20 protein-coding genes and 2 pseudogenes are annotated in these 26126 nt (G+C 71.8%); 16 read left to right on the top strand and 6 right to left on the bottom strand.

The window, feature by feature from the left end:
• Positions 1-5 precede the first annotated feature (5 nt).
• On the top strand, positions 6-452 hold the full coding sequence (locus tag QQK26_RS06895) for a DUF3817 domain-containing protein (RefSeq protein ID WP_284231483.1): 447 nt from the start codon (positions 6-8) through the stop codon (positions 450-452).
• Positions 449-2059, top strand: coding sequence for a glutamine-hydrolyzing GMP synthase (gene guaA / locus QQK26_RS06890; RefSeq protein ID WP_284231482.1), 1611 nt, complete (start codon positions 449-451; stop codon positions 2057-2059). The genes QQK26_RS06895 and guaA overlap by 4 nt, the downstream gene beginning before the upstream one ends.
• A gap of 135 nt (positions 2060-2194) precedes the next feature.
• Here the strand turns inward: guaA and QQK26_RS06885 are convergent, their stop codons facing one another.
• The gene (locus QQK26_RS06885) at positions 2195-3025 is read right to left on the bottom strand and encodes a Bax inhibitor-1/YccA family protein (protein WP_284231481.1); all 831 of its coding nucleotides are present in this window, start codon (positions 3023-3025) and stop codon (positions 2195-2197) included.
• A gap of 270 nt (positions 3026-3295) precedes the next feature.
• Here QQK26_RS06885 and QQK26_RS06880 point away from each other — a divergent pair, with 270 nt between their 5' ends.
• Positions 3296-4291, top strand: a complete 996-nt coding sequence (locus QQK26_RS06880) for a glycerophosphodiester phosphodiesterase family protein (RefSeq protein ID WP_284231480.1) — start codon at positions 3296-3298, stop codon at positions 4289-4291.
• Positions 4292-4597: 306 nt separating this feature from the next.
• Here the strand turns inward: QQK26_RS06880 and QQK26_RS06875 are convergent, their stop codons facing one another.
• On the bottom strand, positions 4598-5470 hold the full coding sequence (locus QQK26_RS06875; RefSeq protein WP_284231479.1) for an endonuclease domain-containing protein: 873 nt from the start codon (positions 5468-5470) through the stop codon (positions 4598-4600).
• Positions 5471-5864: 394 nt separating this feature from the next.
• Between QQK26_RS06875 and QQK26_RS06870 the strand changes: the two genes are divergently transcribed.
• The 3 genes from QQK26_RS06870 to QQK26_RS06860 all read left to right on the top strand — a co-directional run bounded on the left by QQK26_RS06870 (position 5865) and on the right by QQK26_RS06860 (position 10403).
• On the top strand, positions 5865-8300 hold the full coding sequence (locus QQK26_RS06870; protein WP_284231478.1) for an ATP-dependent helicase: 2436 nt from the start codon (positions 5865-5867) through the stop codon (positions 8298-8300).
• Positions 8301-8533: 233 nt separating this feature from the next.
• Positions 8534-9202 (top strand): response regulator transcription factor, encoded by a 669-nt coding sequence (locus QQK26_RS06865; RefSeq protein ID WP_284231477.1) that lies wholly within the window; start codon positions 8534-8536, stop codon positions 9200-9202.
• Between the two features lie 205 nt (positions 9203-9407).
• Entirely contained in the window at positions 9408-10403 is a 996-nt protein-coding gene (locus tag QQK26_RS06860; protein ID WP_284231476.1) for a sensor histidine kinase, read from the top strand.
• A gap of 28 nt (positions 10404-10431) precedes the next feature.
• On the opposite strand, the gene QQK26_RS06855 is transcribed toward QQK26_RS06860, so the two are convergent.
• The gene (locus QQK26_RS06855) at positions 10432-11634 is read right to left on the bottom strand and encodes a RimK family alpha-L-glutamate ligase (protein WP_284231475.1); all 1203 of its coding nucleotides are present in this window, start codon (positions 11632-11634) and stop codon (positions 10432-10434) included.
• 36 nt (positions 11635-11670) lie between these two features.
• Here QQK26_RS06855 and QQK26_RS06850 point away from each other — a divergent pair, with 36 nt between their 5' ends.
• The 9 genes and pseudogenes from QQK26_RS06850 (at position 11671) to QQK26_RS06810 (ending at position 22139) form a co-directional block, all read left to right on the top strand.
• Positions 11671-12150, top strand: a complete 480-nt coding sequence (locus QQK26_RS06850; RefSeq protein WP_284231474.1) for an ATP-dependent zinc protease family protein — start codon at positions 11671-11673, stop codon at positions 12148-12150.
• A gap of 90 nt (positions 12151-12240) precedes the next feature.
• Positions 12241-12381 carry a hypothetical protein gene (locus QQK26_RS06845; RefSeq protein ID WP_284231472.1) on the top strand — a complete coding sequence of 47 codons (141 nt, stop codon included), beginning with the start codon at positions 12241-12243 and terminating at the stop codon, positions 12379-12381.
• Between the two features lie 152 nt (positions 12382-12533).
• A complete protein-coding gene (gene sucC, locus QQK26_RS06840; RefSeq protein ID WP_284231471.1) occupies positions 12534-13700 on the top strand; it encodes an ADP-forming succinate--CoA ligase subunit beta in 1167 nt (388 codons plus the stop codon).
• Between the two features lie 14 nt (positions 13701-13714).
• Entirely contained in the window at positions 13715-14614 is a 900-nt protein-coding gene (gene sucD, locus QQK26_RS06835; protein ID WP_284231470.1) for a succinate--CoA ligase subunit alpha, read from the top strand.
• A gap of 148 nt (positions 14615-14762) precedes the next feature.
• On the top strand, positions 14763-16016 hold the full coding sequence (locus QQK26_RS06830; RefSeq protein ID WP_284231466.1) for a cell division protein PerM: 1254 nt from the start codon (positions 14763-14765) through the stop codon (positions 16014-16016).
• 4 nt (positions 16017-16020) lie between these two features.
• Complete coding sequence (gene purN, locus QQK26_RS06825) at positions 16021-16614, top strand: phosphoribosylglycinamide formyltransferase (protein WP_284231463.1); 594 nt, start codon at positions 16021-16023, stop codon at positions 16612-16614.
• The gene (purH, locus tag QQK26_RS06820; RefSeq protein WP_284231455.1) at positions 16611-18242 is read left to right on the top strand and encodes a bifunctional phosphoribosylaminoimidazolecarboxamide formyltransferase/IMP cyclohydrolase; all 1632 of its coding nucleotides are present in this window, start codon (positions 16611-16613) and stop codon (positions 18240-18242) included. The genes purN and purH overlap by 4 nt, the downstream gene beginning before the upstream one ends.
• Positions 18243-18452: 210 nt before the next feature.
• Positions 18453-20332: pseudogene (locus tag QQK26_RS06815) on the top strand (ABC transporter ATP-binding protein).
• Positions 20329-22139: pseudogene (locus QQK26_RS06810) on the top strand (ABC transporter ATP-binding protein). The pseudogenes QQK26_RS06815 and QQK26_RS06810 overlap by 4 nt, the downstream one beginning before the upstream one ends.
• Positions 22140-22470: 331 nt before the next feature.
• On the opposite strand, the gene QQK26_RS06805 reads toward QQK26_RS06810, so the two are convergent.
• The 3 genes from QQK26_RS06805 to QQK26_RS06795 form a co-directional block, all read right to left on the bottom strand.
• Positions 22471-22998, bottom strand: coding sequence for a DUF559 domain-containing protein (locus tag QQK26_RS06805; RefSeq protein ID WP_284231452.1), 528 nt, complete (start codon positions 22996-22998; stop codon positions 22471-22473).
• A 694-nt stretch (positions 22999-23692) separates the two neighbouring features.
• Entirely contained in the window at positions 23693-24205 is a 513-nt protein-coding gene (locus QQK26_RS06800) for an MGMT family protein (protein ID WP_284231450.1), read from the bottom strand.
• Entirely contained in the window at positions 24202-24654 is a 453-nt protein-coding gene (locus tag QQK26_RS06795) for a GNAT family N-acetyltransferase (RefSeq protein WP_284231448.1), read from the bottom strand. Before QQK26_RS06795 ends, QQK26_RS06800 begins: the two co-directional genes overlap by 4 nt.
• Before the next feature lie 122 nt (positions 24655-24776).
• Here QQK26_RS06795 and QQK26_RS06790 point away from each other — a divergent pair, with 122 nt between their 5' ends.
• Positions 24777-25994 (top strand): NADP-dependent isocitrate dehydrogenase, encoded by a 1218-nt coding sequence (locus QQK26_RS06790; protein ID WP_284231446.1) that lies wholly within the window; start codon positions 24777-24779, stop codon positions 25992-25994.
• Positions 25995-26126 lie beyond the last annotated feature (132 nt).

Raw genomic sequence — 26126 nt, 5'->3', positions numbered from 1 at the left:
AACCCATGCCCCGCACCCCTCAGGCCGCTGACACCGGCCGCATCCGCACGTCGCTGAAGGCGTACCAGGTGTTCGCCTACATCACGGGCGTCTTCCTGCTGATCCTGGTCGTCGAGATGGCGTTCAAGTACGGACCGCTGCTGTGGCAGGAGTTCGGCTACGAGCTCGAGCTCGGCGGCACCCAGGGCTTCCTCGCGCTCGTGCCGAGCGACAGCATCACGGCGATCAACCTCAGCCTCGCCATCCAGATGGTGCACGGCTACTGCTACGTGGGCTACCTCATCACCGACTTCATCCTCGTGCAGCGCATGGGGTGGAAGATCACCAAGTTCCTCTTCATCGCCCTCGGCGGCGTCGTGCCCGGCCTCTCCTTCTGGATGGAGGCCCGCGTCAGCCGCGAGGTCAGGACCTCTCTCGAATCCATCACCCCCAAGGAAGGCGCCGCCGCATGAGCGACACCCCACGCACCGAACCGGTCTCGGCCGCCCCTGGAACGGACGCCCAGCCCGTCCTGGTCGTCGACTTCGGCGCCCAGTACGCGCAGCTCATCGCGCGCCGCGTGCGCGAGGCCAACGTCTACAGCGAGATCGTTCCGCACACCATCTCCGCTGCGGAGGTCGCAGCCAAGAAGCCGGCCGGCATCGTGCTGAGCGGCGGCCCGTCGAGCGTCTACGAGCCCGGCTCGCCCGAGCTCGACCCCGGCATCCTGCAGCTCGGCGTGCCCGTGCTGGGCATCTGCTACGGCTTCCAGGTCATGGCCAAGACGCTCGGCGGCGAGGTCGCGAACACCGGCCTGCGCGAGTACGGCTCCACCGACGTCAAGCTCACCGGCGAGAACGCCTTCCTGGGCGAGCAGCCCGCCGAGCAGGCCGTGTGGATGAGCCACGGCGACTCGGTGGCCAAGGCGCCCGAGGGCTTCCAGGTGCTCGCGTCGACCCCGTCGACCCCCGTCGCAGCATTCGCGAACGACGAGACCCGCATGTACGGCGTGCAGTGGCACCCCGAGGTCAAGCACTCGCAGTACGGCCAGAAGGTCATCGAGAACTTCCTGCACCGCTCCGCCGGCATCCCCGCGGACTGGAACAGCGCCAACGTCATCGACGAGCAGGTCGAGCGCATCCGCGCCCAGGTCGGCTCCGGCAAGGTCATCGTCGGCCTCTCGGGCGGCGTCGACTCTGCCGTCGCCGGCGCGATCGTGCACAAGGCCGTCGGCGACCAGCTCACCGCGATCTTCGTCGATCACGGCCTGCTGCGAGCGGATGAGCGCAAGCAGGTCGAGGAGGACTACGTCGCCTCCACCGGCGTGCGGCTCGTCACGGTCGACGCCCGCGAGCAGTTCCTCGGCGCCCTCGCCGGGGTGACCGACCCGGAGACCAAGCGCAAGATCATCGGACGGGAGTTCATCCGCTCGTTCGAGCAGGCGGCCGCTTCTCTCGTGGCGGAGTCGATCGAGGGACCGGGCGAGCCCGTCAAGTTCCTCGTGCAGGGCACGCTCTATCCGGACGTGGTGGAGTCGGGCGGCGGCAGCGGCACGGCGAACATCAAGAGCCACCACAACGTGGGCGGCCTGCCGGAGGACCTGCAGTTCGAGCTCGTCGAGCCGCTGCGCACCCTCTTCAAGGACGAGGTGCGCGCCATCGGCCGCGAGCTCGGCCTGCCCGAGGTCATCGTGGCCCGCCAGCCGTTCCCCGGCCCGGGACTCGGCATCCGCATCATCGGCGAGGTGAACGAGGAGCGCCTCGAGATCCTGCGCGCCGCCGACAAGATCGTGCGCACCGAGCTCACCGCCGCCGGCCTCGACGCCGAGATCTGGCAGTGCCCGGTCGTGCTGCTCGCCGACGTGCGCTCGGTGGGCGTGCAGGGCGACGGCCGCACCTACGGCCACCCGATCGTGCTGCGCCCGGTCTCCAGTGAGGATGCCATGACCGCCGACTGGACCCGCCTGCCCTACGAGGTGCTCGCCCGCATCTCGAACCTCATCTCGAACCAGGTGCCCGGGGTCAACCGCGTCGTGCTCGACGTGACCTCGAAGCCGCCGGGAACCATCGAGTGGGAGTGAGTCGATCGGAGAACGGTCCTTCCGGACCGTTCTCCGGCTCACTCCGACGGTCATCCCGTGTCAGCAGCGGGTGACCCGCCGGGAACGACGAAGGGCCCGTCCGATCGGACGGGCCCTTCGTCGTGCGGTCGAGCGTCAGTCGCTCGACGAGAAGATCGCGACGAAGCGGAGCAGCTCGAGGTAGAGCCACACGACGGTGACCATGATGCCGAACACGGCGCGCCAGCCGAACGAGCGCGGGGCGCCGTTCTCGACACCGTGCTTGACGGCCTCGAAGTCGAGCACCAGCGAGTAGGCGGCGAGCACGACGACCAGGCCCATGAGCAGCAGGTTGAAGAGCGGGTTCGCGAAGAGCCCGAAGCCGTCGATGACGCCGAAGGTGACGAGCACGAAGTTGACCAGCGAGAACGCGGCGTAGCCGAGCAGCGCGATCAGGAAGATCTTCGTGGCGCGGGGCGAGGAGCGCACCTTGCCGCTCATGAACAGCGCGAGGGTGATGCCGACGACCGCGAGCGTGCCGATGACCGCGACAGGGACGACACCGCCACCGACGTACGAGTAGAGCAGCGAGATGCCGCCGACGAACACGCCCTGCGCCGCGGCGTAGGCGAGCACGAGGCCGCCGGAGGGCTGCTTCTTGAAGGTGTTCACGAGCGCGAGCACGAAGCCGACGAGCGCGAACGCGAAGATCAGCGGTCCGACGACCGGGGTGATCGCCCAGCCGGCGACCGCGCCGAGGACCAGCACGCCGAAGCCGATGAAGGCCTTCTTGATGGTGTCCTCGTAGCTCATCCGGTCGGTCTCGTACGAGTTCGCCGCGGGGCGGTCGTAGAGGTCGCCGAGCTGCTGGGCGCTGAGGTCCTGCTGGTAGCCGGGCGGCGGCGTCGGAACCCCGGCGCGAGCGCCGGCGACGTTGCCGCGAGGAGAGAACTCGGGTGCGGTGAAGGCGGGATTCGTCAAGGCCATGGCGGTGATCAACTCCGTCGTAGGGGTAGGGGAAGCCTGACCATGAATCTATCCGACGCGTGGGGTGCGCGGCTGGGGGTTCGCCTCAGGCTGAAGGGAGGGGCGGCTGCTCCGCTGCAGGACGGCGCCTGCGCCGCGTTCCGTCGGCCTCGCCGCCGTCTGGGCGCTTGCGGCGAGCGGTTTGCGCTCCGATGGGAGCCGACGCGCCGCCGAGCGGCACCTGACGCTGACGGCGGGCCGCTGTTCATCCGCTCGCCCTATCGTGGCGGCGTGAACGCTCCGCGCCCGCTCGGCCGCAACCCGCATCCGCTCGTCATCGCCCACCGCGGGGCCAGCGGCCACCGTGTCGAGCACAGCCGCGCGGCGTACGAGCTCGGCATCGCGCAGGGAGCGGATGCTGTGGAGCCCGACCTCGTGCCCACGCGCGACGGCGTGCTCGTCGTGCGGCACGAGAACGAGATCTCGGGCACGACGGACGTGGCGGAGCGTCCCGAGTTCGCCCACCGCCGCAGGAGCCGGACCGTGGACGGCAAGCGCCTCGACGGCTGGTTCACGGAGGACTTCACCTGGGCGGAGCTGCAGGGCCTGCGGCTGCGCGAACGGCTGCCGAAGCTGCGGCCCTCGAACGATGTCCGTGCGACCGGCGGCGGGATGCTGCGGTTCGTCGACCTGCTCGACCTGCTGGAGGCGGCGGACCGGCCGGTGCGGCTGATCGCCGAGATCAAGCATGCGGCGCACTTCGAGGCCGCCGGCTTCCCGATGCACGAGCTGCTGCTCGCCGAGCTCGGTAGTCGTCTGGACGGGCTGGTGACGGTCGAGAGCTTCGAGCAGACGGTGCTGCGGCAGCTGCGTGCGAGCGGATTCGGCGGGCGCACGGTGCTCCTGGCCGAGGCGTCGGGTGCCCCCGCGGACCTCGTCGCCCGGCACGGCTCGACCGCTCCCGACTACGCCTCGTTCCTGACCGACGAGGGGCTCGCCGCGATCGCGGCGGAGGAGCACGGCGTCAGCGTCGACAAGACCCTGCTGCTCGGTCGCTCCGACACCACCGACCTCGTCGACCGAGCGCATGCCGCTGGTCTCGAGGTGTACGCCTGGACGCTCCGCCCCGAGAACGCCTTCCTCGCGCCGCGCCACCGGGGCCCCGGCGGGCGGGCGGCCCACGGCGACTGGCGCGCCGAGTTCCGTGCGGTCCTCGCCACCGGCCTCGACGGCGTCTTCGCCGACCACCCCGACCTGGCCCTCGCGGTGCGCGCCGGCCTCGCCTGAGCGCCGTCCCGCCGGTGTGCTGTCCCGCCCCGGTGTACCGTCCCGCCCCGGTGTGCCGTCCGGCTGCGCGCCGCCCTGCCGGGGTGCCGCCGCCTCGCCCGTGCGCTGCCCCGTTCCCGCGGCTCCCCGATACCGAATGACGGAGGGTCGGGCCGAACCTCTGGAATCTCGGGGGACCGGGCTGCGCGGACCTCCGGTTCTCCGTCGTTCGGGATCGCGGGGAGGAGGAGGACTGGGCTGCGCGGACCCCAGGTTCTCCGTCGTTCGGGATTGCGCGCTGGGGCGAGCACGCCCTCGCCCTCGGCGTCAGCGGATGTCGCCGCGCCGTACGGCACCGAGGACGGCAGATTCGACCAGCGGCCAGTCGTCCATCACCTGCTGGTAGGTGAAGCGCAGGACGCGGTAGCCGCGAGCGCTCAGCAGCGAATCACGCCGGCGGTCGGCGTGGTACTGCGCCGGGTTCGCATGGAACGTCTCGCTGTCGATCTCGATCACGAGGCGGCGACCCAGGACGAAGTCCACTCGACCGACGCCGCGGATCTTGACCTGCGCTCGCGGTCGAAGCCCGCAGCGCATGAGCAGACGGATCCGGAACACCGACTCGGTTCCCGATCCGCTGTTCGGATCGACCTCGAGCAGGAGATGAGCGGAGCGATGCGTGGCGGCGATCGCGCGCCAGATGGAATGGGAGATCAACGGTCGCCGCCCCTGCGTCGATGAGAGCGCCGAGTCCGCGACAGCGACGGCGAACTCGACGGGCTGGCACTGGACCATCTGGCGCAGGGCTCGCTCGATGGGGACTACGAGGCGGTCGCCCGGCTGGTCGTCGTTCCAGTGCACGGTCACCGCCGCCGCCGGGTCCAGTCGGCGCCGATGGTCGTCGGGATGCCGCAGCCGGATGGCATGACCGTCGACGGCGACGTGCAGCCCACAGCGTTCAGGGGTCCAGCACCCCCACGAGGCCAGAGCGGAGATGCAGTCCAGGCGACCGCCGACGCGCGCGGCCGCCAGCGCATCCGCTGCGGTGAGGGGGAGGGCGTACCAGCCCTGGCGCACGCGGATCAGTCTCCCGTCGGCGAGGAGACGGCGGAGCTGCCCCCGACGGATGCCCTTCGCGTACAGCTCGTGCGTGGCGGCCAGTCCGCCGAGCAGCGTGACGAGCGATTCGACGAGGACCATACCGCACCGTGCCATGGTCCGGACGTGCAGGTCCGCCGTTCGGCCCGTCGCTGTGCGGTCGTCGCCGCGCCCGGCTCTGGGGAGGATGAGTCAACCTCCGCACCGCCGTCCCGAATGACGGGGAATGCCTCGGCCGGGCCGAAGCCGACTCGTCGAGCGCTGTGCCCGGATGCAGAAGTCCGTCATTCGGGATCGAGGCGCCACCGTGCACCGGGAGTGGGTGCGGGAGCGGGAGCGGATGCGGGAGCGGGAGCGGGGGCAGGGGCGGCGTGAGCGGCGGGTGCGGGAGCGGGGTGCGGCGGGGTGGCGGGTGCGGGAGCGGCGAGGTGGGGCGGCTGGGTCGGGGAGCCGCGCAGCGCCCGTGTCGGGGGTGCGCCGTAGACTCGGGGCCGTCATGAGAGCGATCCCCGTCGAGAACGAGCAGGCCGGCCCGAACGAGCGCGGCGGCGCCGAGGACCCGCTGTTCGCGGGGCTGAATCCGCAGCAGCGCGAGGCGGCCGAGTACCGGGGCGAGTCGCTGCTCATCGTCGCGGGCGCCGGCTCCGGCAAGACGAGCGTGCTGACGCGCCGCATCGCGGGCCTGCTGCGCTCGGGCGAGGCCTGGCCGAGCCAGATCCTCGCAATCACCTTCACGAACAAGGCCGCCGCGGAGATGCGCGAGCGCGTGGAGGCGCTGGTCGGGCAGGCCGCCGAGGGCATGTGGATCTCGACGTTCCACTCGGCGTGCGTGCGCATCCTGCGCCGCGAGGCGGAGAACTTCGGCTACCTCAAGAGCTTCACGATCTACGACTCCGGCGACCAGCGGGCGCTCATCAAGCGCATCATCAAGCAGCTCGAGGCCGACACGCTCGGCTTCACGGTCAGCAGCGTCTCCGGCAAGATCTCGAACCTCAAGAACGAGCTCGCCGACGTCGACAGCTACGCGCGCACGGCGAACATGGACGACCCGAACGAGGTCATGTTCATCGAGATCTTCCGCCGCTACACCGCGACCCTCAGCGCGGCCAACGCCTTCGACTTCGACGATCTCATCGCGCAGACGGTCTACCTCTTCCGCGCCTTCCCGCACGTCGCGGCGCTCTACCAGCGGCGCTTCCGCCACGTGCTGGTCGACGAGTACCAGGACACCAACCACGCCCAGTACGCGCTGGTGCGCGAGCTGACCCGCCCGGTCGAGCCCGACGAGGTGCTGCGCCTCGAGGAGCAGGGTCAGCACGTGGAGCGGCTGCGCGACGTCAACGGCGCGATCCCGGGTGCCTCGCTCACGGTCGTCGGCGACTCCGACCAGTCCATCTACGCGTTCCGCGGAGCCGACATCCGCAACATCATCGAGTTCGAGCGCGACTTCCCCCGCTCGAAGGTGATCCTGCTCGAGCAGAACTACCGCTCCACCCAGACGATCCTCGACGCGGCGAACGCCGTGATCAGCAACAACTTCGACCGGCCCGAGAAGAAGCTCTGGACCGCGGTGGGCGCCGGCGAGAAGATCCTCGGCTACACCGGCTACTCGGCCCACGACGAAGCCCAGTTCGTGGCGGATGAGATCGCCAAGCTGCGCGAGGACGGCATGGCCTATAAGGACATCGCCGTCTTCTACCGCACCAACGCGCAGACGCGAGCGCTGGAGGAGATCCTCATCCGCTCGGCCGTGCCGTACCGGGTGCTCGGCGGCACGAAGTTCTACGAGCGCGCCGAGATCAAGGACGTGCTGGGCTACCTGCTCGCCGTCGCGAACCCCTTCGACGAGCTGGCGCTGCGCCGCATCATGAACGCGCCCAAGCGCGGCATCGGCCCGGCCACCGAGACGGCCCTCGCCAGCCACGCCGAGCGCGAGCAGACGAGCCTGCGGCAGGCGTTGCGCGACGCCCGGCAGCTGGGGCTCGGCCCGAAGGTGACCACGGCCATCGAGGGGCTCGCCGAGCTGCTCGACGAGGCTGCGGTGCTCGCGGGCACGGCGGCGCTGGAGCCGGGCCGCGAGGCCACCGCATCCGCTGCGCCGCCGGCTCCCGTCGCCCAGGTGCTGCAGCTGCTGCTCGACCGCAGCGGCTACCTCGAGATCCTGCGGAACAGCCGCGACCCGCAGGACGAGGCGCGCGCCGAGAACGTCGAGGAGCTCCTGTCGGTGACGAAGGAGTTCCAGCGCAACAACCCCGACGGCACGCTCGTCGATTTCCTCACCGAGGTCGCGCTCGTCGCCGCGGCGGACGAGCTCGACGACACCAGCGGCACCGTCAGCCTCATGACCCTGCACACGGCGAAGGGCCTCGAGTACGAGGCGGTGTTCCTCACCGGCGTCGAGGAGGACCTGCTGCCGCACCGTATGTCGGCCGGCGAGCCCGGCGGGCCCGCGGAGGAGCGGCGCCTGTTCTACGTCGGCATCACCCGAGCCCGCAAGAAGCTGCACCTCTCGCTCGCCATGACGCGCAGCCAGTACGGCGACACCTCGGTGGCCATGCCGAGCCGCTACCTGCAGGAGATCCCGGCGGACCTGATCGACTGGAAGCAGTCGCCGGGCATGGCGACCAGCCGCGGCGGTACCCAGCCGCGAGCGCTCAACGCCCGACGCGTCGGCGGCTCCACGCGGGAACCGGATGCGCTGTCGCCGTCGAACCGCCCCAAGCGCGAGTGGCCGAACGCGGTCACGAACCAGGTGCGCGACAACAGCGCGCTCGAGCTGGCGGTCGGCGACCGCATCCGCCACAGCGACTTCGGCGAGGGGCGCGTGAGCGGCATGACCGGCGAGGGCGCCAAGCGCGTCGCCGAGGTGCAGTTCGACGCGGCGGGCCGCAAGAAGCTGCTGGTGAAGATCGCCCCCATCGAGAAGCTCTGAGCGCTGCGGGACCGGGGTCGGCTGATGGAGCCGGGACCGGTCCCCTCCCGTGGGCACCGGTCCCGGCGGCGGTGATGCAGCGCGGAACGTCTCGACGAGCTGACCTCACCGCGCACCGAGCAAGGGTCATTGCGGTATCTCGATCCTGGCGCAGTCCTCGATGCGTCCGGGGGTGGAAACCCCCACCATCGCGGGCGGTGCGCGCTGCAGGAGCCGCTGGTCATAATGGAGCCATGATCCCCGGCCCGGCGCGCGCGCCCTTGCGCGTCGCGGTCGTCGAGGATCAGCCGCTCTACCGGGCCATGCTCGTGCAGCTGCTCGACGCCGATCCGCGCACGGAGGTGGTGGTCGAGGCATCCGGCGCCGCCGAGGCCCGCCGACGCATCATGCCGGGCAGGGTCGACGTCGCGATCCTCGACATCGAGCTCGGCGACGGCAACGGCGTCGGTCTCGGCGTCTCGTTGCGGCGCGCCGACCCCGACCTCGGGGTGCTGCTGCTGTCGAGCCGCGACGTCATGGAGCTGCTGCTCGACCTGCCCTCCGACGTCCGCCGCGGCTGGAGCTACCTGTCGAAGACCACCTCGACGAGCCCCGACAGCCTGTTCACCGCGCTGACCGCGACGGCCGAGGGGCGCACGGTGCTCGACCCCGAACTCATCGGGCGCTCCGTGCCCCGGGCCGGGTCGGCGCTGGCGCGTCTGAGCGACCGCCAGCTCCAGGTGCTCACCCTCGTCGCCGAGGGGCTGTCGAACGCCGGCATCGCCGAGCGCCTCGGCCTCTCGTCGCGGTCCATCGAGAACCACCTCAACGCCATCTACGCCGCACTCGAACTGCCGGAGGGCCACAACTCGCGGGTGAGCGCGGTGCTGCGGCTCATCGAGGAGACCTCGAGGTTCGCATGAGCCACGGCCGTGACGCCGACGGGGTCGAGGACGACGACTTCGCGCGAGCGCAGGAGCTTCGCGATCGTCGTGTGCTGCTGCTCGGCCTCTGCCTCGTCATGACCGCCTACGGCCTGGGGGCCGCCCTGCAGACCTCCATCCTCTTCTCCGACGCGCCCGGTTCGGCCAGCTCGCTGTGGGGGAGGGCGCCGATTTCGGCACGCGCATGCTCGCGAACGGCTCGGCGGTCGCGGCAGCGGCGCTCGGCGCGGCGGCGCTCGGCCTCCACCGTCGTCGCGGCTGGCGGCTCGTGCTCGTCGCCGCGGCGACGGCCATCACCGCGGCGCTGGTGCGCATGTGCCTGCAGCTGCTGCTCGTCGTCTACGACGGCTTCGACTGGGACACCAGCGGAGCGGATGCGTGCGTCGGCGTCGCCGTGACCCTCGTCGGCATCGTGATCGGCCTGGTCGTCATGAAGGCGCAGCGCCGCGCCCGGGTGGAGGAGCGCACCGCGCTGCTGCAGCGCCTGCACGCCTCCGACGCCCTGGACGCGCTCCAGTCCGAGGAGCTCAGGGTGCGCCGCGCGGTGGCCGAGGGACTGCACGGCACGGTGCAGCAGCAGCTCGTGCTCATGCGCATCCGCCTCGACTCGATCATCGCGAGGATGCGGCGAGCGGATGCGGACGCGCAGGCCGAGCACGGCGTGCAGCACCCCGGGACGCAGCAGTTGATCGGCGAGCTCGACGCCCTGGTCGGCGTCGTGGAGGTGCTGCGCGAGCGCGGCGTGCGCGAGCTGAGCCAGCTGCTCTACCCGGCCGGCACCGACCTCGGGCTCGCACAGGCGTCGCGGATGATGCTGCGCGGCCTGCCACCGAGCATCGCCACGCGGCTCGACATCGCCGACGCGGTGCTCGAAGCCGACGACCCGTCCGGCCCGGGCCTCGGGATCGAGCGGCGCATCCTGCTGCTGCGCGTGCTCGAGGAGGCCGTCTCCAACGCGCTGCGGCACGGCCGCGCCTCCACGCTGGCGCTGCGCATCGCGGTGGAGCGGGGCGAGCTGCTGCTCACCCTCGACGACGACGGCGCCGGGCTGCCCGAGGGTGAGCCCTCGCTGCACGGCCTGGCGCTGCTGCGCACCCGGCTCATCGCGATCGGCGCCCGCCTCGAGCTGGGCCGCTCGCCGCTCGGCGGTGCCCGCGTGCTGGCGGCGCTGCCGCTCTGAACGCCCGCGAGAGGGCGGCGCTGCCGTCCTAAGCGCCCTCCGCCGTCGGCAGCGACTCCGCCGGCGGCAGCTTGCGCACGCGCTGCCTGCGGCGGCGGCGCTCGGGGATCATCGAGCGCATCTCCTCGAGCTTGCCGAAGCCGAGCAGGCGGTCGCCGGACTCGAGCAGCACGCCCTTGCGCGGGTTCGGGATGACCTGCGCGCCGCGGTGCAGCGTGAGCACGGTGATGTCGCGCTCCCAGAGCCCGCTCTCGCCGAGGGTCTTGCCGACGAGCTCGGCGTTGTTGTGCACGAGGAGCTCGGCCACGCCGTAGCCGGTCGAGACGCTGAGGCGCTGGCGCACGTCGATCTCGGGGAACGACACCTGGTTCGCGATGTAGTCGATGATCGCGCCGGCCACGTCGAGCTGCGTGGCCGCCTCGATGCCCTGCAGCCCGGGGGAGGAGTTGACCTCCATGACGAGCGGGCCGTCGGCGCCCTCGAGCATGTCGACGCCCGCGACCCGCAGGCCCATGATCTGGGCCGAGCGCACGGCCACCTGCTCGTACTCGGGGCTCAGGGTCACGGCCTCGACCGAGCCGCCGCGGTGCACGTTGGAGCGGAACTCGTCGCCGCTCGCCCGCCGGCGCATGGCCGCCACGACGCGGTCGCCGACGACGAGCGCGCGGATGTCGCGGCCCTTGCTCTCGGCGACGAAGCGCTGGATGAGCACGTTCTGGTTCGTCGACTGCAGCGTCTCGATGATCGCCTCGGCGACCTTCACCTCGGGCGCGAGGATCACGCCGATGCCCTGGGTGCCCTCGAGCAGCTTGATGACGACGGGGGCACCGCCGACGCGCTCGATGGCGGGGCGCACATCCGCTCGATTGCGCACGAAGGCCGTGGCGGGCATGCCGATGTTGTGCCGGGAGAGGATCTGCGTCGCGCGCAGCTTGTCGCGGGCGTTCGCGATGCCGTTCGCGGTGTTCGGCGTGTAGACGTCCATCTGCTCGAACTGGCGCACCACGGCGGTGCCGAAGTAGGTGATCGAGGCGCCGATGCGCGGCAGGATCGCGTCGTAGTCGCTGAGCGGCCGGCCGCGGAACTGCAGGTCCGGGTCGTCGCCGGAGAGGTCGATGGCGAAGCGGAGGGTGTTGAGCACCCGCACGGTGTGCCCGCGCTGCTCGGCGGCGGCCCGCAGGCGCTGGGTGGAGTAGGCGCGGGGCGCGCGCGAGAGGATCGCGAGTTTCATGAGGTGTCCCGGGGAGGCCGCTGGCAGGATGGGGCCATGAGCGGCTCCGCATCCCATCCAACCACCCTCGCGGGTTGGCGCGAGTGGGTGCAGCTGCCCGATGTGGGCGTGCCGTGGATCAAGGCGAAGCTCGACACGGGGGCGCAGACCTCGTCCATCCACGCCTACGAGCCGGAGGTGTTCGAGAGCGGCGGCGAGGAGTGGGTGCGCTTCCGCATCCGCCCGTGGCAGAAGGGCGCCGACGAGGTCGGGGTGGAGTGCCCGCTGGTCGACATCCGGCGGGTGCGCAGCTCCTCCGGCCACGTCGAGGAGCGCTACGTCGTGGCCATGCGCCTGGTGCTCGTCGAGCGCGAGATCGAGGCCGAGGTCACGCTGAGCAACCGCGACCAGATGGGCTTCCGCATGCTCATCGGCCGCGAGGCGCTGCAGCAGGGCTTCGCGGTCGACGCCAGCCAGTCGTTCCTGGGCGAGCGCGCCCCGCGCGCCAGCCGCCGCAGCAACCGCGGCGACGACTGATCCGCCGGAACCGCGTCATGGATGCGCTCTCCGCGCATCCCCTTCACGACGGCGACCGACCCGATGGTCGCCGTCGGAGGGGATGGACGGATGCACGAGGCATGGATCGCGGCCGCCGCGCCGCTGGACGACGGCGCCCTGGGCGCCGAGCCGGCGCTGATGCTGCTCGCGGCGGGGCTGCTGCTGGGCATCGGCGCGGTGCTGATCGACGTGTGGCGGCGCCGCGGCTGACGGGGGAGCGGTCAGCGTCGGGCACGAGCGTCCCGCTAGGGTGTTCGAGGCGACGCAGCCCGACGCAGGAACCCTCGCGCCGAGCGCGCTCGCTCCCCATCGCCCGGACGATCCCGGGCGGGAACTCCAGCGGAACTGAGGAGCAAAGCAGCGTGGATCTCTTCGAATACCAGGCCAGGGACCTGTTCGAGTCCTACGGCGTGCCGGTCCTGCCGGGCATCGTGGCCGACACCCCCGAGGAGGCGCGGGCTGCGGCCGAGCGGCTCGGCGGCGTGGTCGTGGTCAAGGCCCAGGTCAAGGTCGGCGGTCGCGGCAAGGCCGGCGGCGTGAAGGTCGCCAAGACGCCGGACGAGGCGGAGGAGGCCGCGAAGGCGATCCTCGGCCTCGACATCAAGGGCCACGTCGTGCAGCGCGTCATGGTCGCGGCCGGCGCCCGCATCGCGGAGGAGTTCTACTTCTCGGTGCTGCTCGACCGCGCCGAGCGCTCCTACCTCTCCCTCGCCAGCGTCGAGGGCGGCATGGAGATCGAGCAGCTCGCGGTGGAGAAGCCCGAGGCGCTCGCCCGGGTGCATGTCGACCCGCTCGCGGGCATCGACGCCGAGCAGGCCCTCGCGATCGCGAAGGCCGGCGGCTTCGACGACGAGCGCGCGGCGCAGGTGGCCCCGGTCATCGCGGCGCTCTACGAGGTCTACACGGGCGAGGACGCGACGCTCGTCGAGGTGAACCCGCTCGTGCTCACCGAGGAGGGCGCGATCATCGCGCTCGACGGCAAGGTCTCGCTCGACGAGAACGCCGCGTTCCGCCACCCCGGCCACGCCGAGCTGGAGGACGCCGCGGCGGCCGACCCGCTCGAGGCGAAGGCCAAGGAGAACGACCTCAACTACGTCAAGCTCGACGGGGAGGTCGGCATCATCGGCAACGGCGCTGGGCTGGTCATGAGCACCCTCGACGTCGTCGCCTACGCGGGCGAGGCGCACGGCGGCGTGAAGCCGGCCAACTTCCTCGACATCGGCGGCGGCGCATCCGCCACCGTCATGGCGAACGGCCTCGACGTGATCCTCGGCGACGCGCAGGTCAAGAGCGTGTTCGTCAACGTCTTCGGCGGCATCACCTCCTGCGTGGCGGTCGCCGAGGGCATCGTGAAGGCCCTCGAGATCCTCGGCGACGCGGCGACCAAGCCGCTCGTCGTGCGCCTCGACGGCAACCAGGTGGAGGAGGGCCGCGCGATCTTGCAGGCCGCGAACCACCCGCTCGTCACGGTCGCGGCGGGCATGGACGAGGGCGCCGACGAGGCCGCCCGACTGGCTGCGGCAGCGTAAGGGACGGAACAGACATGTCGATCTTCCTCAACAAGAACTCCAGGGTCATCGTCCAGGGCATCACCGGCGGCGAGGGCACCAAGCACACGGCGCTCATGCTCAAGGCGGGCACGAACGTGGTCGGCGGCGTGAACGCCCGCAAGGCCGGCACGACCGTGGCCCACAAGGACGCGAACGGCGACGACGTCGAGCTGCCCGTGTTCGGCAGCGTCGCCGAGGCCATGGCGGCCACGGGCGCGGACGTCTCCATCGCCTTCGTGCCGCCGGCCTTCACTAAGGACGCGATGATCGAGGCCGTCGACGCCGAGATCCCGCTGCTCGTGGTGATCACCGAGGGCGTGCCGGTGCAGGACTCGGCCCAGGCCTGGGCGCACGCCAAGGCCAAGGGCACCACCCGCATCATCGGCCCGAACTGCCCCGGCATCATCACGCCCGGCGAGGCGCTCGTCGGCATCACGCCGGCGAACATCACGGGCAAGGGCCCGGTCGGCCTCGTCTCCAAGTCGGGCACGCTCACCTACCAGATGATGTTCGAGCTGCGCGACCTGGGCTTCTCGACCGCCATCGGCATCGGCGGCGACCCCATCATCGGCACCACGCACATCGACGCGCTCGAGGCCTTCGAGGCAGACCCCGAGACGAAGGCGATCGTCATGATCGGCGAGATCGGCGGCGACGCGGAGGAGCGGGCGGCGGCCTACATCAAGGCGAACGTCACCAAGCCGGTCGTCGGCTACGTCGCGGGCTTCACCGCGCCGGAGGGCAAGACCATGGGCCACGCCGGCGCCATCGTGTCGGGCTCCGCCGGCACGGCTCAGGCCAAGAAGGAGGCCCTCGAGGCCGCCGGCGTCAAGGTCGGCAAGACCCCGAGCGAGACGGCGCGCCTGCTGCGCGAGGTGCTCGCCGCCCTCTGACCCGCAGCACCGCGCACCAGGGCCGTCCCCGCGAGGGGGCGGCCCTGCGTCGTGCGCGGGGACGGCGAGCGGATGCGTGAGGCGGCGTCTCGCATCCGCCCGGCACGGCGACCGGCCGCATCCGCTCGTCGCGGCTATCGTGAGCGCGATGAACCGATCCCTGACCGCGCTCTTCGGCGCGCTCGAAGCGCTGCTCGTGGCGGGCATCGGGCTCGGTGTGCCCCTGGCGCTGCTCACCACCGTGTGGGGCCTGCACTACGGGCTCGGCCCCGACTGGGTGCTCTTCTGGCAGGGCGCCGCCGACCTCTGGCTGCTCGGCCACGGCGTCGATCTGGCCGTATCGCTCGACCCGAACGTGATCGCGTCGCTCGGCCTGCCCTCCGACGGCACCGGCGACTTCACCGTCGGCCTCGCCCCGCTCGGTGTCGCCACCCTCACCGTGGCGCTCGCGCTGCGCGCCGGGCGGCGCATCGCCGAGGTGGAGCACTTCCGCTGGGGCGCGGGCTCGTCGATCGGCGCCTTCCTGCTCGTCGCGGTGCTCGCGACCTTCTCGGCGCAGGGCGCCGTCGTCGCGCCGTCGCTCACGCAGGGCGTGCTCTTCCCGATCGTGCTCTTCGGGGCGCCGCTGCTGCTCGGTGCGCACCTCGAGCGGCGTCGGCGCGCGGCGCCGGGTGAGCGGCCGCTGTGGACCGGCGACTGGCCCGAGGAGTGGCAGGCGCTGCTGAGCGCATCGCTGCGCATCGGTCTGGCCGCGGCGGTCGCGCTGTTCGGCATCGCGGCGCTCGCCGTGGCCGTGCGGCTGATCGCCGGGTACGCGGACGTCATCGCGCTCTACGAATCCGTGCAGCCGGACGCGCTCGGCGTGATCGCGCTGACGATCGCGCAGCTCGGGCTGCTGCCGAACATCGTCGTGTGGGCGGCGGCGTGGTTCGCGGGGCCGGGCTTCGCGATCGGCGCCGGCTCCAGCATCGGCCCGCTCGGCACCGCCGTCGGCCCGCTGCCCGCGGTGCCGGTGCTCGGCGCGCTGCCGGCCGGCGAGCAGGCCCTCGGCTTCCTCGCCCTGCTCGTGCCGGTGGTGGCGGGGTTCCTGGCGGCGGCCTTCCTGCATCCGACCGTCGCGGCGACGATCCGGGCGCAGCGGCGCTGGCCGTGGCTGGCCGGCGCGGGCCTCGGCGCCGGGCTGATCGCCGGGCTCGTCGTCGCCCTGCTCGCGTGGCTCTCCGGCGGGCCCGCGGGGCCGGGGCGCCTCGCGACGGTGGGTCCCGATCCGCTCATCGTGGGTCTCTGCGTGCTCGCGGAGGTGGGCATCGCCGCCGCGATCGGGCTGCTGGCCGCCGACCGCAGGGCGAGCGGGACCCCGACGGCGGTCGACGGAGGCGGGCGCGGCAGGCCGCTAGGCTGATCCGGTGCTCAACCTCGTCGTGCTGATCTCCGGCGGCGGTTCGAATCTGAAGGCCCTGCTCGAGGCCACGCAGTCGACGGACCTGCCTGCCCGCATCGTCGCCGTGGGCGCCGACCGCGAGGCGGAGGGCTTCGCCCACGCCGCAGCCGCGGGCATCCCGACCTTCACGGTGCCGCTCGGCGAGCACCCCGACCGTGTGAGCTGGGGCGATGCGCTGGTCGAGGCGATCCGGGCCCACGAGCCCGACCTCGTCGTGCTCAGCGGCTTCATGCGCCTGCTGCCCCCGAACGCCGTGCGCGCGCTCGCACCGCACCTCGTCAACACGCACCCCGCATACCTGCCGGAGTTCCCGGGCGCGCACGCGGTGCGCGACGCGATCGCCGCCGGGGCGACGTCGTCCGGGGCGAGCGTCATCGTCGTCGACGACGGGGTCGACAGCGGGCCGATCCTCGCCCAGGAGCGCGTCGCCGTGCGCCCGGATGACGACGAGGCCGCCCTGCACGATCGCATCAAGACCGTGGAGCGCCGACTGCTGGAGCAGGTCGTGCGCGACATCGCCGAAGGAACCCTCGACCTCGAGAAGGTGAGCACGCCATGAGCGGACCGACCATCGACCCCACCCTGTACCGCGAGCGCGACGTGGTGCCCATCCGCCGCGCCCTCATCTCGGTGAGCGACAAGACCGGGCTGCTCGAGCTCGCCGAGGCCCTCTCGGCCAGCGGCGTCGAGATCGTCTCGACCGGCTCGACCGCCTCCACCATCGCGGGCGCCGGCTACGCCGTCACCGAGGTCTCGAGCGTCACCGGCTTCCCGGAGAGCCTCGACGGCCGCGTCAAGACGCTGCACCCGAGCGTGCACGCCGGCATCCTCGCCGACCTGCGCCTTGAGCACCACGAGCAGCAGCTCGCCGAGCTCGGCGTCAGCCCGTTCCAGCTCGTGGTCGTGAACCTCTACCCGTTCCAGCAGACCGTCGCGAGCGGAGCGGATGCGGGCACGATCATCGAGAACATCGACATCGGCGGGCCCGCCATGGTGCGCGCCGCCGCGAAGAACCACCCGAACGTCGCGATCGCCGTCTCGCCGTCGAGCTACCCGCAGATCGTCAAGGCGCTCACGCTCGGCGGCACCACGCTCGCCCAGCGCCAGCGGCTCGCCCTCGAGGCGTTCACGCACACGGCCGAGTACGACACCGCGGTGAGCGGATGGATGCGCACCCACCTCGGTCCGCGCGCCGAGTGGACCGGCGCCATCCCCGTCGTCACGAGCCCCGACTTCACCCCGCGGCTCACCGTCGAGGCGGAGCTCGACGACGTGCTGCGCTACGGCGAGAACAGCCACCAGGCCGCCGCGCTCTACCGCGTGCCGGGTGGTGCCGGCATCGCGCAGGCGACGCAGCTGCACGGCAAGGAGATGTCCTTCAACAACTACGTCGACGCCGACGCCGCGGTGCGCGCCGCGTACGACTTCGACGAGCCCGCCGTGGCCATCATCAAGCACGCGAACCCCTGCGGCATCGCGGTCGCGGGCCCCGGAGAGGGCGACGCGCTCGCCCGCGCGCACCGCAAGGCGCACGAGTGCGACCCGGTCTCCGCCTTCGGCGGCGTCATCGCCGCCAACCGGGTCGTCACCAGGGCCACCGCCGAGAGCATCGTCGACATCTTCACCGAGGTCGTCGTGGCCCCCGGCTTCGAGCCGGAGGCCGTGGCGGTGCTGCAGGCGAAGAAGAACCTGCGCCTGCTCGTGCTGCCCGCCGGCTTCCGTCGCGAGAAGGTCGAGCTCAAGCAGATCTCGGGCGGCCTGCTCGCGCAGCAGCCCGACGGCTACGAGCGGCTCGACGTCGCCGACTGGAACCTCGTCGCCGGCGACCCGTCGACCCCCGAGCAGCTCGCCGACCTCGAGTTCGCCTGGCGCGCCGTGCGCTCGGTCAAGTCCAACGGCATCCTGCTCGCCAAGGACGGCGCCTCCGTCGGCGTCGGCATGGGCCAGGTCAACCGTGTCGACTCGTGCCACCTCGCCGTCAGCCGCGCGGGCGAACGCGCGGCCGGCTCGGTCGCCGCCTCGGACGCGTTCTTCCCCTTCGCCGACGGCCCGCAGGTGCTGCTCGACGCCGGCATCACCGCCATCGTGCAGCCCGGAGGATCGGTGCGCGATGAGGAGGTCATCGCGGCGGCCCGCGCGGCCGGCGTGACCATGTACTTCACGGGGGAGCGGCACTTCTTCCACTGAGCTTGCTGGTGCGCCGCCCCCTGCGGCGCACGTGCCGGGCCGGCGGCCGCGCGCGAGCGCCCGCCGCCCCGGTGGTGCCTTGCGGGGTTCGCTGGTGGCAGGCCGCCCCTGCAACGTGCCTGCCGGGCCGGCTTGACCCTCGGTCGAGGGCGGGCATAGCCTGGGGGCTGCCTGTCGGGCAGCGCTTTCCTCACCCTCCCGGAGAAGTCGATGACGTCCTCGTCCGCGCCCAGCGCCGCCCATGTCGGCACGGTCGCCGTGCTGCTGCGCCTGCTGCCCTGGGCACGCCCCGTGCTGCCGCGCATGATCCTCGGCGGGGCCGTGGCGCTCGTCGCGCAGCTCGCACTGCTGGCCATCCCGCAGGTGCTCCAGTACGTCACCGACGGCCCCATCCAGGACGGCGATCTCGGCGGCATCTGGTTCGCCGGCGCCCTCGTGCTCGGCCTCGGCATCGTCGAGGCGCTCATGATCTTCCTGCGCCGCAAGCTCACGGTCGCACCCAGCACGCGCGTCGAGGCGACCCTGCGCAACGACCTCTACGCAAAGCTGCAGCAGCTGCCCGTCGGCTTCCACGACCGCTGGCCGAGCGGCCAGCTGCTCTCGCGCTCGATGAGCGACCTCGGCGTCGTGCGCCGGTTCCTGGCCTTCGGCCTGACCATGCTCGTCGTCAACGCGCTGATGATTCTGATCGGCATCGGCATCCTCTTATCGATGGACTGGCGCCTCGGCCTGCTCTTCGGTCTCTGCGCCGGCCCGATCATCGCCATCGGCTTCCGCTTCGAGCGGCGCTACGGCAAGGTCGCACGCCGCAGCCAGGACCAGCAGGGCGACCTCGCCACGACGGTCGAGGAGTCGGTGCACGGCATCCGAGTGCTCAAGGCCTTCGGCCGCGGCGGCCACGCGCTGCGGGGCTTCACGAAGCAGGCCGAGCAGCTGCGCGGCACCGAGATCGAGAAGGCGAGGGCCGTCTCCGGCATCTGGCTCTGGCTCATCCTCATCCCCGACACGGCCTACGCGCTCTGCCTGCTGCTGGGCGCCGTGCTCACGGTGCAGGACGGCGTGACGGTGGGCACGCTGCTGGCGTTCTTCGCGACCGCGGCCGTGCTGCGCTTCCCGATCGAGTCGATCGGCTTCCTGCTCTCGATGGCCCTGGACACCCGCAACGCCCTCGACCGCTTCTTCGAGGTGCTCGACGAGCCCGATCCGCTCGCCGACACCGCCGAGCCGCAGCGCATCGACCGGCCGCGCGGCGAACTGCGCTTCGAGAACGTGACGTTCCGCTACCCGGACGCGCCCGCCGACCAGGCCCCCTGCTCGACGGGGTCGACCTCACCGTCGAGCCGGGTGAAACCATCGCGCTCGTGGGTCTCACCGGCAGCGGCAAGACCACCCTGACGGCCCTCGCCATCCGCCTCTACGACGTCACCGGCGGCGCCGTGCGCATCGACGGCGTCGATGTGCGCGACCTGCCCCGCGAGGAGCTGCGCCGGCACGTCGCCACCGCGTTCGAGGAGCCGACGCTCTTCAGCGACAGCGTGCGCGAGAACGTGCTGATGGGACGACCGGATGCGGGCGAGCCCGCCGCGCGCCAGGCGCTCGCGATCGCGCAGGCCGGCTTCGTCGACGACCTGCCGGAGGGGATGGACACCGTCATCGGCGAGGAGGGCATGAGCCTCTCCGGTGGTCAGCGCCAGCGCCTCGCCCTCGCGCGGGCGATCGCCGCGGACCCGGCCGTGCTCGTGCTCGACGACCCGCTCTCGGCGCTCGACGTGGGCACCGAGGCGCTCGTCGAGGCGGCGCTGCGCGAGGTGATGAGCGGCACGACGTCCCTCATCGTGGCGCACCGCCCCTCGACGGTGCTGCTCGCCGACCGCGTCGCCCTGCTCGAGGAGGGCCGCATCGCCGCGCTCGGCACGCACGCCGAGCTGCTCGCCACGAGCGAGCGGTACCGCAACGTGCTCTCCTCGATCGAGGACGAGCCGACGCTCGACGAGCGCGAGCGCGCTTCCGAGGCCGCCTACGCCGAGGACACCCGGACAGGCAGCATCCCGCTCCCGCCGGCAGGACGACGAGAGGGGCAGGAGCCGTGAGCCTGCAGGGAGTCCAGGGCGAGGAGCGCGAGCACTACACGCGCGAGGAGAGCCGCCAGATTCGCCGCCGCTCGCTGCGGCTGCTCGGCTCGCTCGTGCGCCCGCTCAAGCGGCGCATCGCCCAGGCGATCGTGCTCATCCTCGTCGCCACGGTCGCCCAGGTCGCGGGCCCGTCGCTCATCGCCTACGGCATCAACCAGGGCATCTCGGCGCTGCGCGGCGGCGAGGTCGCGCCCATCGCCGGCACCGTGGCGCTCTTCATCGCCGCGGCCGTCGCCGGAGCCGTGCTGACCGCCTGGTACGTGCGCGTGGCCGCGCGGATCAGCCAGGCGATCATGCTCGAGCTGCGCACCCGGATGTTCCGGCACACCCAGCAGCTGAGCCTCGAGTTCCACGAGAGCTACACCTCGGGGCGCATCATCTCGCGGCAGACCAGCGACCTCGACGCCATCCGCGAGCTGCTCGACTCCGGTCTCAACCAGCTCACGACGGGCCTGCTCTACATGGGCTTCACCGGGGCGGCCCTCGTGCTGCTCGACCCGCTGAGCGGGCTCATGCTGGTCTGCTCGCTCATCCCGCTGGCGATCCTCACCCGCTGGTTCCAGGTGCGCTCGCAGCGGCTGTTCCGCACGTCGCGCGTCATCAGCGCCCGGCTCATCGTGCGCTTCGTCGAGACGATGACGGGCATCCGTGCGGTCAAGGCGTTCCGAGCGGAGGAGCGCAACCGGGTGCGCTACGGCGAGAACGTCGAGGACTACCGTGACATCAACCTGCGCTCGATCCGCCTCTTCGGCGTCTACGAGCCGGTGCTGGTGCTGATCGGCAACGTCACCCTGGCCACGGTGCTCATCGTCGGAGCGCTGCGCACGCTCGAGCCGCAGGGAGGGCTCACGATCGGCGTGCTGCTGGGCGCGGTGCTCTACGTGCGCAACTTCTTCGGCCCGATGCACGACATGGCCATGTTCTACAACGCCTACCAGGGGCCGCGGCCGCGCTCGAGAAGATCTCCGGGGTGCTCGAGGAGCGACCGAGCGTGCCGGAGCCGACGTCCCCGCATCCGCTGCCCGCAGCGCGCGGCGCGCTCGTCTTCGATCGGGTGCGCTTCGCGTACCGCGAGGACCGGGTGATCCTGCCCGAGTTCGACCTGCGCATCCCCGCCGGCCAGACCCTTGCGCTGGTCGGCACGACCGGCGCCGGGAAGTCGACGCTCGCCAAGCTTGTGGCCCGCTTCTACGACCCGAACGACGGGGCGCTCACGCTCGATGGCGTCGACCTGCGCGAGCTCTCGAGCCCCGACCTGCGCCGCGCCATCGTCATGGTCACGCAGGAGGCGTACCTCTTCAGCGGCTCCGTGGCGCAGAACATCGAGCTCGGCAAGCCCACGGCGACGCGGGACGAGGTCGTCGCGGCGGCGCGCGCGGTCGGCGCGCACGACTTCATCACGTCGCTGCCGGACGGTTACGACACCGACGTCTCGAAGCGCGGCGGGCGCGTCTCGGCGGGGCAGCGGCAGCTGATCTCCTTCGCGCGCGCGTTCCTGGCGAACCCGGCGGTGCTCATCCTCGACGAGGCGACGGCGCAGCTCGACATCCCGAGCGAGCGCCTCGTGCAGCAGGGCCTGCAGACCCTGCTGGCCGACCGCACGGCGATCATCATCGCGCACCGGCTGTCGACCGTGGCGATCGCCGACCGCGTGCTCGTCATGGAGCACGGCCGCATCGTCGAGGACGGCTCGCCCGAGGAGCTCACCGCCGGCACGGGCCGCTTCGCGACCCTCCACGCCGCCTGGCGCGACTCGCTGGTGTAGCGGCCGGGTCCGGCGCGCGCGGAGCGCCCCGCCCATCGCCCGGGCGCTGCCAGTCACTCCGCCCCGCCCCGCCCGCCCGCGCATCGCCCGGGCGCTGCCAGTCACTCCGCCCCGTTCCCGCGCATCGCTCTGGGCTGTCAGGCACTCCGCCCCCGTTCCATTCGGAGGAGGATGAGGGCCTCACCTCGTCGGAGGACCGCGTCCGCTCGCCGACAGCCGTTCTCCCGCGTGTACTGGTCACGGTGGTGCCGAGCAGACTCCTCCGAATCGCACAACCGGCTGGCGCGACCCAGGCGGCTCCGGAACCAGGGTCGGGCGCTGGCGGCACGCTTCAGGAGTGCAGGTCCCCGTGTGTTCGGAGGGCCTGCATGGCGTCCCGGAGGAGCTCGATCTCGGATTCGATGAGCTTCGCCGAGCAGCGGAGCGTCCGGTACCCGAGCGCGGCCGCGACGACCTCCCTGCGCCGGTCGCGCTCCAAATCCTCAGGACTCGAGTGGTACGCGGCCCCGTCCGCTTCGAGGATCTGCCGACGGCCGAGCAGGAAGTCCACTCGGCCCACGCCTCGGATCTCGACCTGCTGCAGGAACGCGATGCCCTCCTGGAGGAGCATGAACTTGACCACCGACTCCGCCCCGCTCTCCGCCGCATCGTCGGCTCGGGCGAAGTGCGGGGAGACAGTGCGAATGAACAGCTCGCGCAGGCGCTCCGTCTCGGCGCGCGACAGCAGCCCCGCTCGGAGAGCCGATTCGAAGACGGCGAACAGATGCTCGGGGGCGAGCTCCGCAGCGGCGCGTCGCAGCGCGAGCTCGGCCGACTCGGGACCGGGTCCGGCCTCCGTCGTGGACCAGTGCACCCTCACGCTGCCGGGGAGGAGTCGACGCGACGCGTCGTCGGGGCGACGCAGCCCATGCGCGTTCGTGGGCACGACGACCGACAACGCCCGAGCGCGATTCGGCGTCCACACCCCGCGCGCCCGGAGAGCGCTGAGGCCGGCCAGTCGCCCGCCCACCCGGAACGCCCTGATCGCCGCTGGCGGAAGATCGGGAACGGCGTAATGCCCTTTGCGGATGCGGATGAGCGTGCCTCCGGCGACCGCCGCGCTGAGATCGCGCCGCCGCCATCCCAGTCGCAGCAGGACCGAGGCCTTCAGGATCCCGCCCGCTTCGCGGACATCCGCCTCCATCCTGCTCTGCCAGCCCGGCTCCGTTCCCATGCCTCGAGGCTGGCGGCGCCATCGGCGCCGTGGCGGGGCCCGTCGAGATCTGCGGAGAACACGTCGCTCCGTGCGATTCAGAGGAGGACTCGCCGGCCCCGCTCGCACCACGTCCGTCGCCGCTCGCCTGCACCCCGCAGTGCGGGGCCTGCATCAGCCGCGGTCCTCAGGACGTCGAACCGGCTCCTCCGAATGACACGTGGGGCGTGCCCCTTGGAGGGCGCGAGCGGAGGCTGATGGGGCGAGGTCGGGGCTGAGGAGAGGGAGGGCGGTGGAGTGCCGGAGAGGGATGGCGGCGGCGCACCCGCGTCGGTCCCTTCGCAGGCCGACGAGCCCGCCCTCAGCCCTCCGGGGTCCAGCGGGCGCGAGCGACGTCGACGCGGTAGCCGGCGATCGTGCCGGCGGGCACGACCGGGGTGCCCTCGGCCTCGTAGTGCGGCAGCGCCGCCTCCTCGTGACCGAGGGGCGGGTGCCCGCCGGAGCGCACGACCCGCCACCACGGCAGGGTGCCGCCGGAGTGCGACATGACCTGGCCGACCATCCGCGAGGCGCGCGAGCCGAGGGCGGCGGCGATCTCGCCGTAGGTCATCGTGCGGCCGGGCGGGATCTCGACCACCAGCTCGTGCACGCGACCCGCGAAGTCCTCCGCGTCGTCGGGCTGCGGCTCCTCGAACGGTCCGGCGTCGGGGGAGGGGGCGGGGCGAGCGGATGCGCGCGCCGGCATCGCTCCTTCCGATCGACCATCGGCGCGGGCGGGACGAGCGGATGCGCGCTCGGCCGCATCCGTCCCCTCCGGTGTCGAGGACCCGGCGCCCCGTCCCAGCACCGCCTGCACGACGCGTCGCAGCGTCACAGCTCGAGCGCGCCCAGCACCTCGCCGTACTCGGTCTCGCCGATCGGACGGAACCCCACGGAGAGGAAGAAGCGCTCGGGGCCCTCGTCGCCGCCGTCCCAGATCACGGTGAGGCGGTCGAAGCCGCGCTGGCGGGCCTCCTCCGCGAGGGCGTGCGCGGCGAAGGTGCCGATGCCGCTCTGCTGCGCGTCGCCGTCGACGTTGATGCGCCACAGCACGCTGCGGAATTCTTCCTTGGGGTGCTCCGGGTCGAAGTGGCCCATGATGTAGCCGACGACCGTGTCGCCGTCGACCACGACCCGGGGCCACGAGGTCGAGGGATCGAGCAGCGGTTCGGCGATGGAGTACGAGACGGGCGCGATGTACTGCTCCTGCCCCGGGCGCAGCGCGAGGCTGTGCGCGGCGGCGATCGTCGCGGCGGAGAGGGGCTCGAGGCGCAGATCCGACATGTGCGAAGGCTAGTGGTCCGGCCTGCGAGCGAGCATGGATCTCTCGACGTCGAGATATCCGCCGCGGCGGGTAGGCTGGACGGCGGTGTCCATCGAGGGGCGCCTGAGACCCAGGAGGTTCCGTGGCCAAGATCAAGGTAGAAGGCACCGTCGTCGAGCTCGACGGCGACGAGATGACCCGCATCATCTGGCAGTTCATCAAGGACCGCCTCATCCACCCCTACCTCGACCTCACGCTCGAGTACTACGACCTCGGCATCGAGCACCGCGACGCGACCGACGACCAGGTCACGATCGATGCCGCCGAGGCCATCAAGAAGCACGGCGTCGGCGTCAAGTGCGCCACGATCACGCCCGACGAGGCCCGCGTCGAGGAGTTCGGCCTCAAGAAGATGTGGCGCTCGCCGAACGGCACGATCCGCAACATCCTCGGCGGCGTGATCTTCCGCGAGCCGATCATCATCTCGAACATCCCGCGCCTGGTGCCGGGCTGGAACAAGCCGATCATCGTCGGCCGCCACGCGTTCGGCGACCAGTACCGCGCCACCGACTTCGTGTTCGACCGCCCGGGCACGCTGACCGTGAGCTTCCAGCCGCAGGACGGTTCGGAGGCGCAGAGCTTCGAGGTCTTCCAGGCTCCCGGCGGTGGCGTCGCGATGGCGATGTACAACCTCGACGAGTCGATCCGCGACTTCGCGCGCGCCAGCATGAACTACGGCCTCTCGCGCAACTACCCGGTCTACCTGTCGACCAAGAACACCATCCTCAAGGCGTACGACGGCCGCTTCAAGGACCTGTTCCAGGAGGTCTTCGACGCCGAGTTCGCCGACAAGTTCGCCGAGGCGGGCCTCACCTACGAGCACCGCCTGATCGACGACATGGTCGCGAGCGCGCTCAAGTGGGAGGGCGGCTACGTCTGGGCTACGAAGAACTACGACGGCGACGTGCAGTCCGACACCGTCGCCCAGGGCTTCGGCTCGCTCGGCCTCATGACGAGCGTGCTGTCGACCCCGGACGGCAAGGTCGTCGAGGCCGAGGCGGCGCACGGCACGGTCACGCGCCACTACCGCCAGCACCAGGCCGGCAAGCCCACGTCGACGAATCCGATCGCCTCGATCTACGCGTGGACGCGCGGCCTGATCCACCGCGGCAAGCTCGACGGCAACCAGGAGCTCATCGACTTCGCGAACACCCTCGAGGACGTCGTCATCAAGACCGTCGAGAGCGGCAAGATGACGAAGGACCTCGCGATCCTGGTCGGCCCCGAGCAGCAGTGGCTCACGACCGAGGACTTCCTCGCGGCGCTCGACGAGAACCTCTCGGCGCGTCTCGCGGCGTAGGACCGATCGAAGCGGATGGCCCGGTGCGGATCGCACCGGGCCATCCGTCGTTCCAGGGATGCTGGGCGAGCGGATGCGGGCGGCCGCCGCGCGCATCCGCTCGGCGTCGCCTCGCGAAGGTTTTACGCCCCC

This window comes from Arenivirga flava, assembly GCF_030161575.1.
Taxonomy (GTDB): Bacteria; Actinomycetota; Actinomycetes; order Actinomycetales; family Microbacteriaceae; genus Arenivirga; species Arenivirga flava.
The sequence above is the reverse complement of the archived record's forward strand: the minus strand, read 5'-3'. Positions and strand labels throughout refer to the sequence as shown.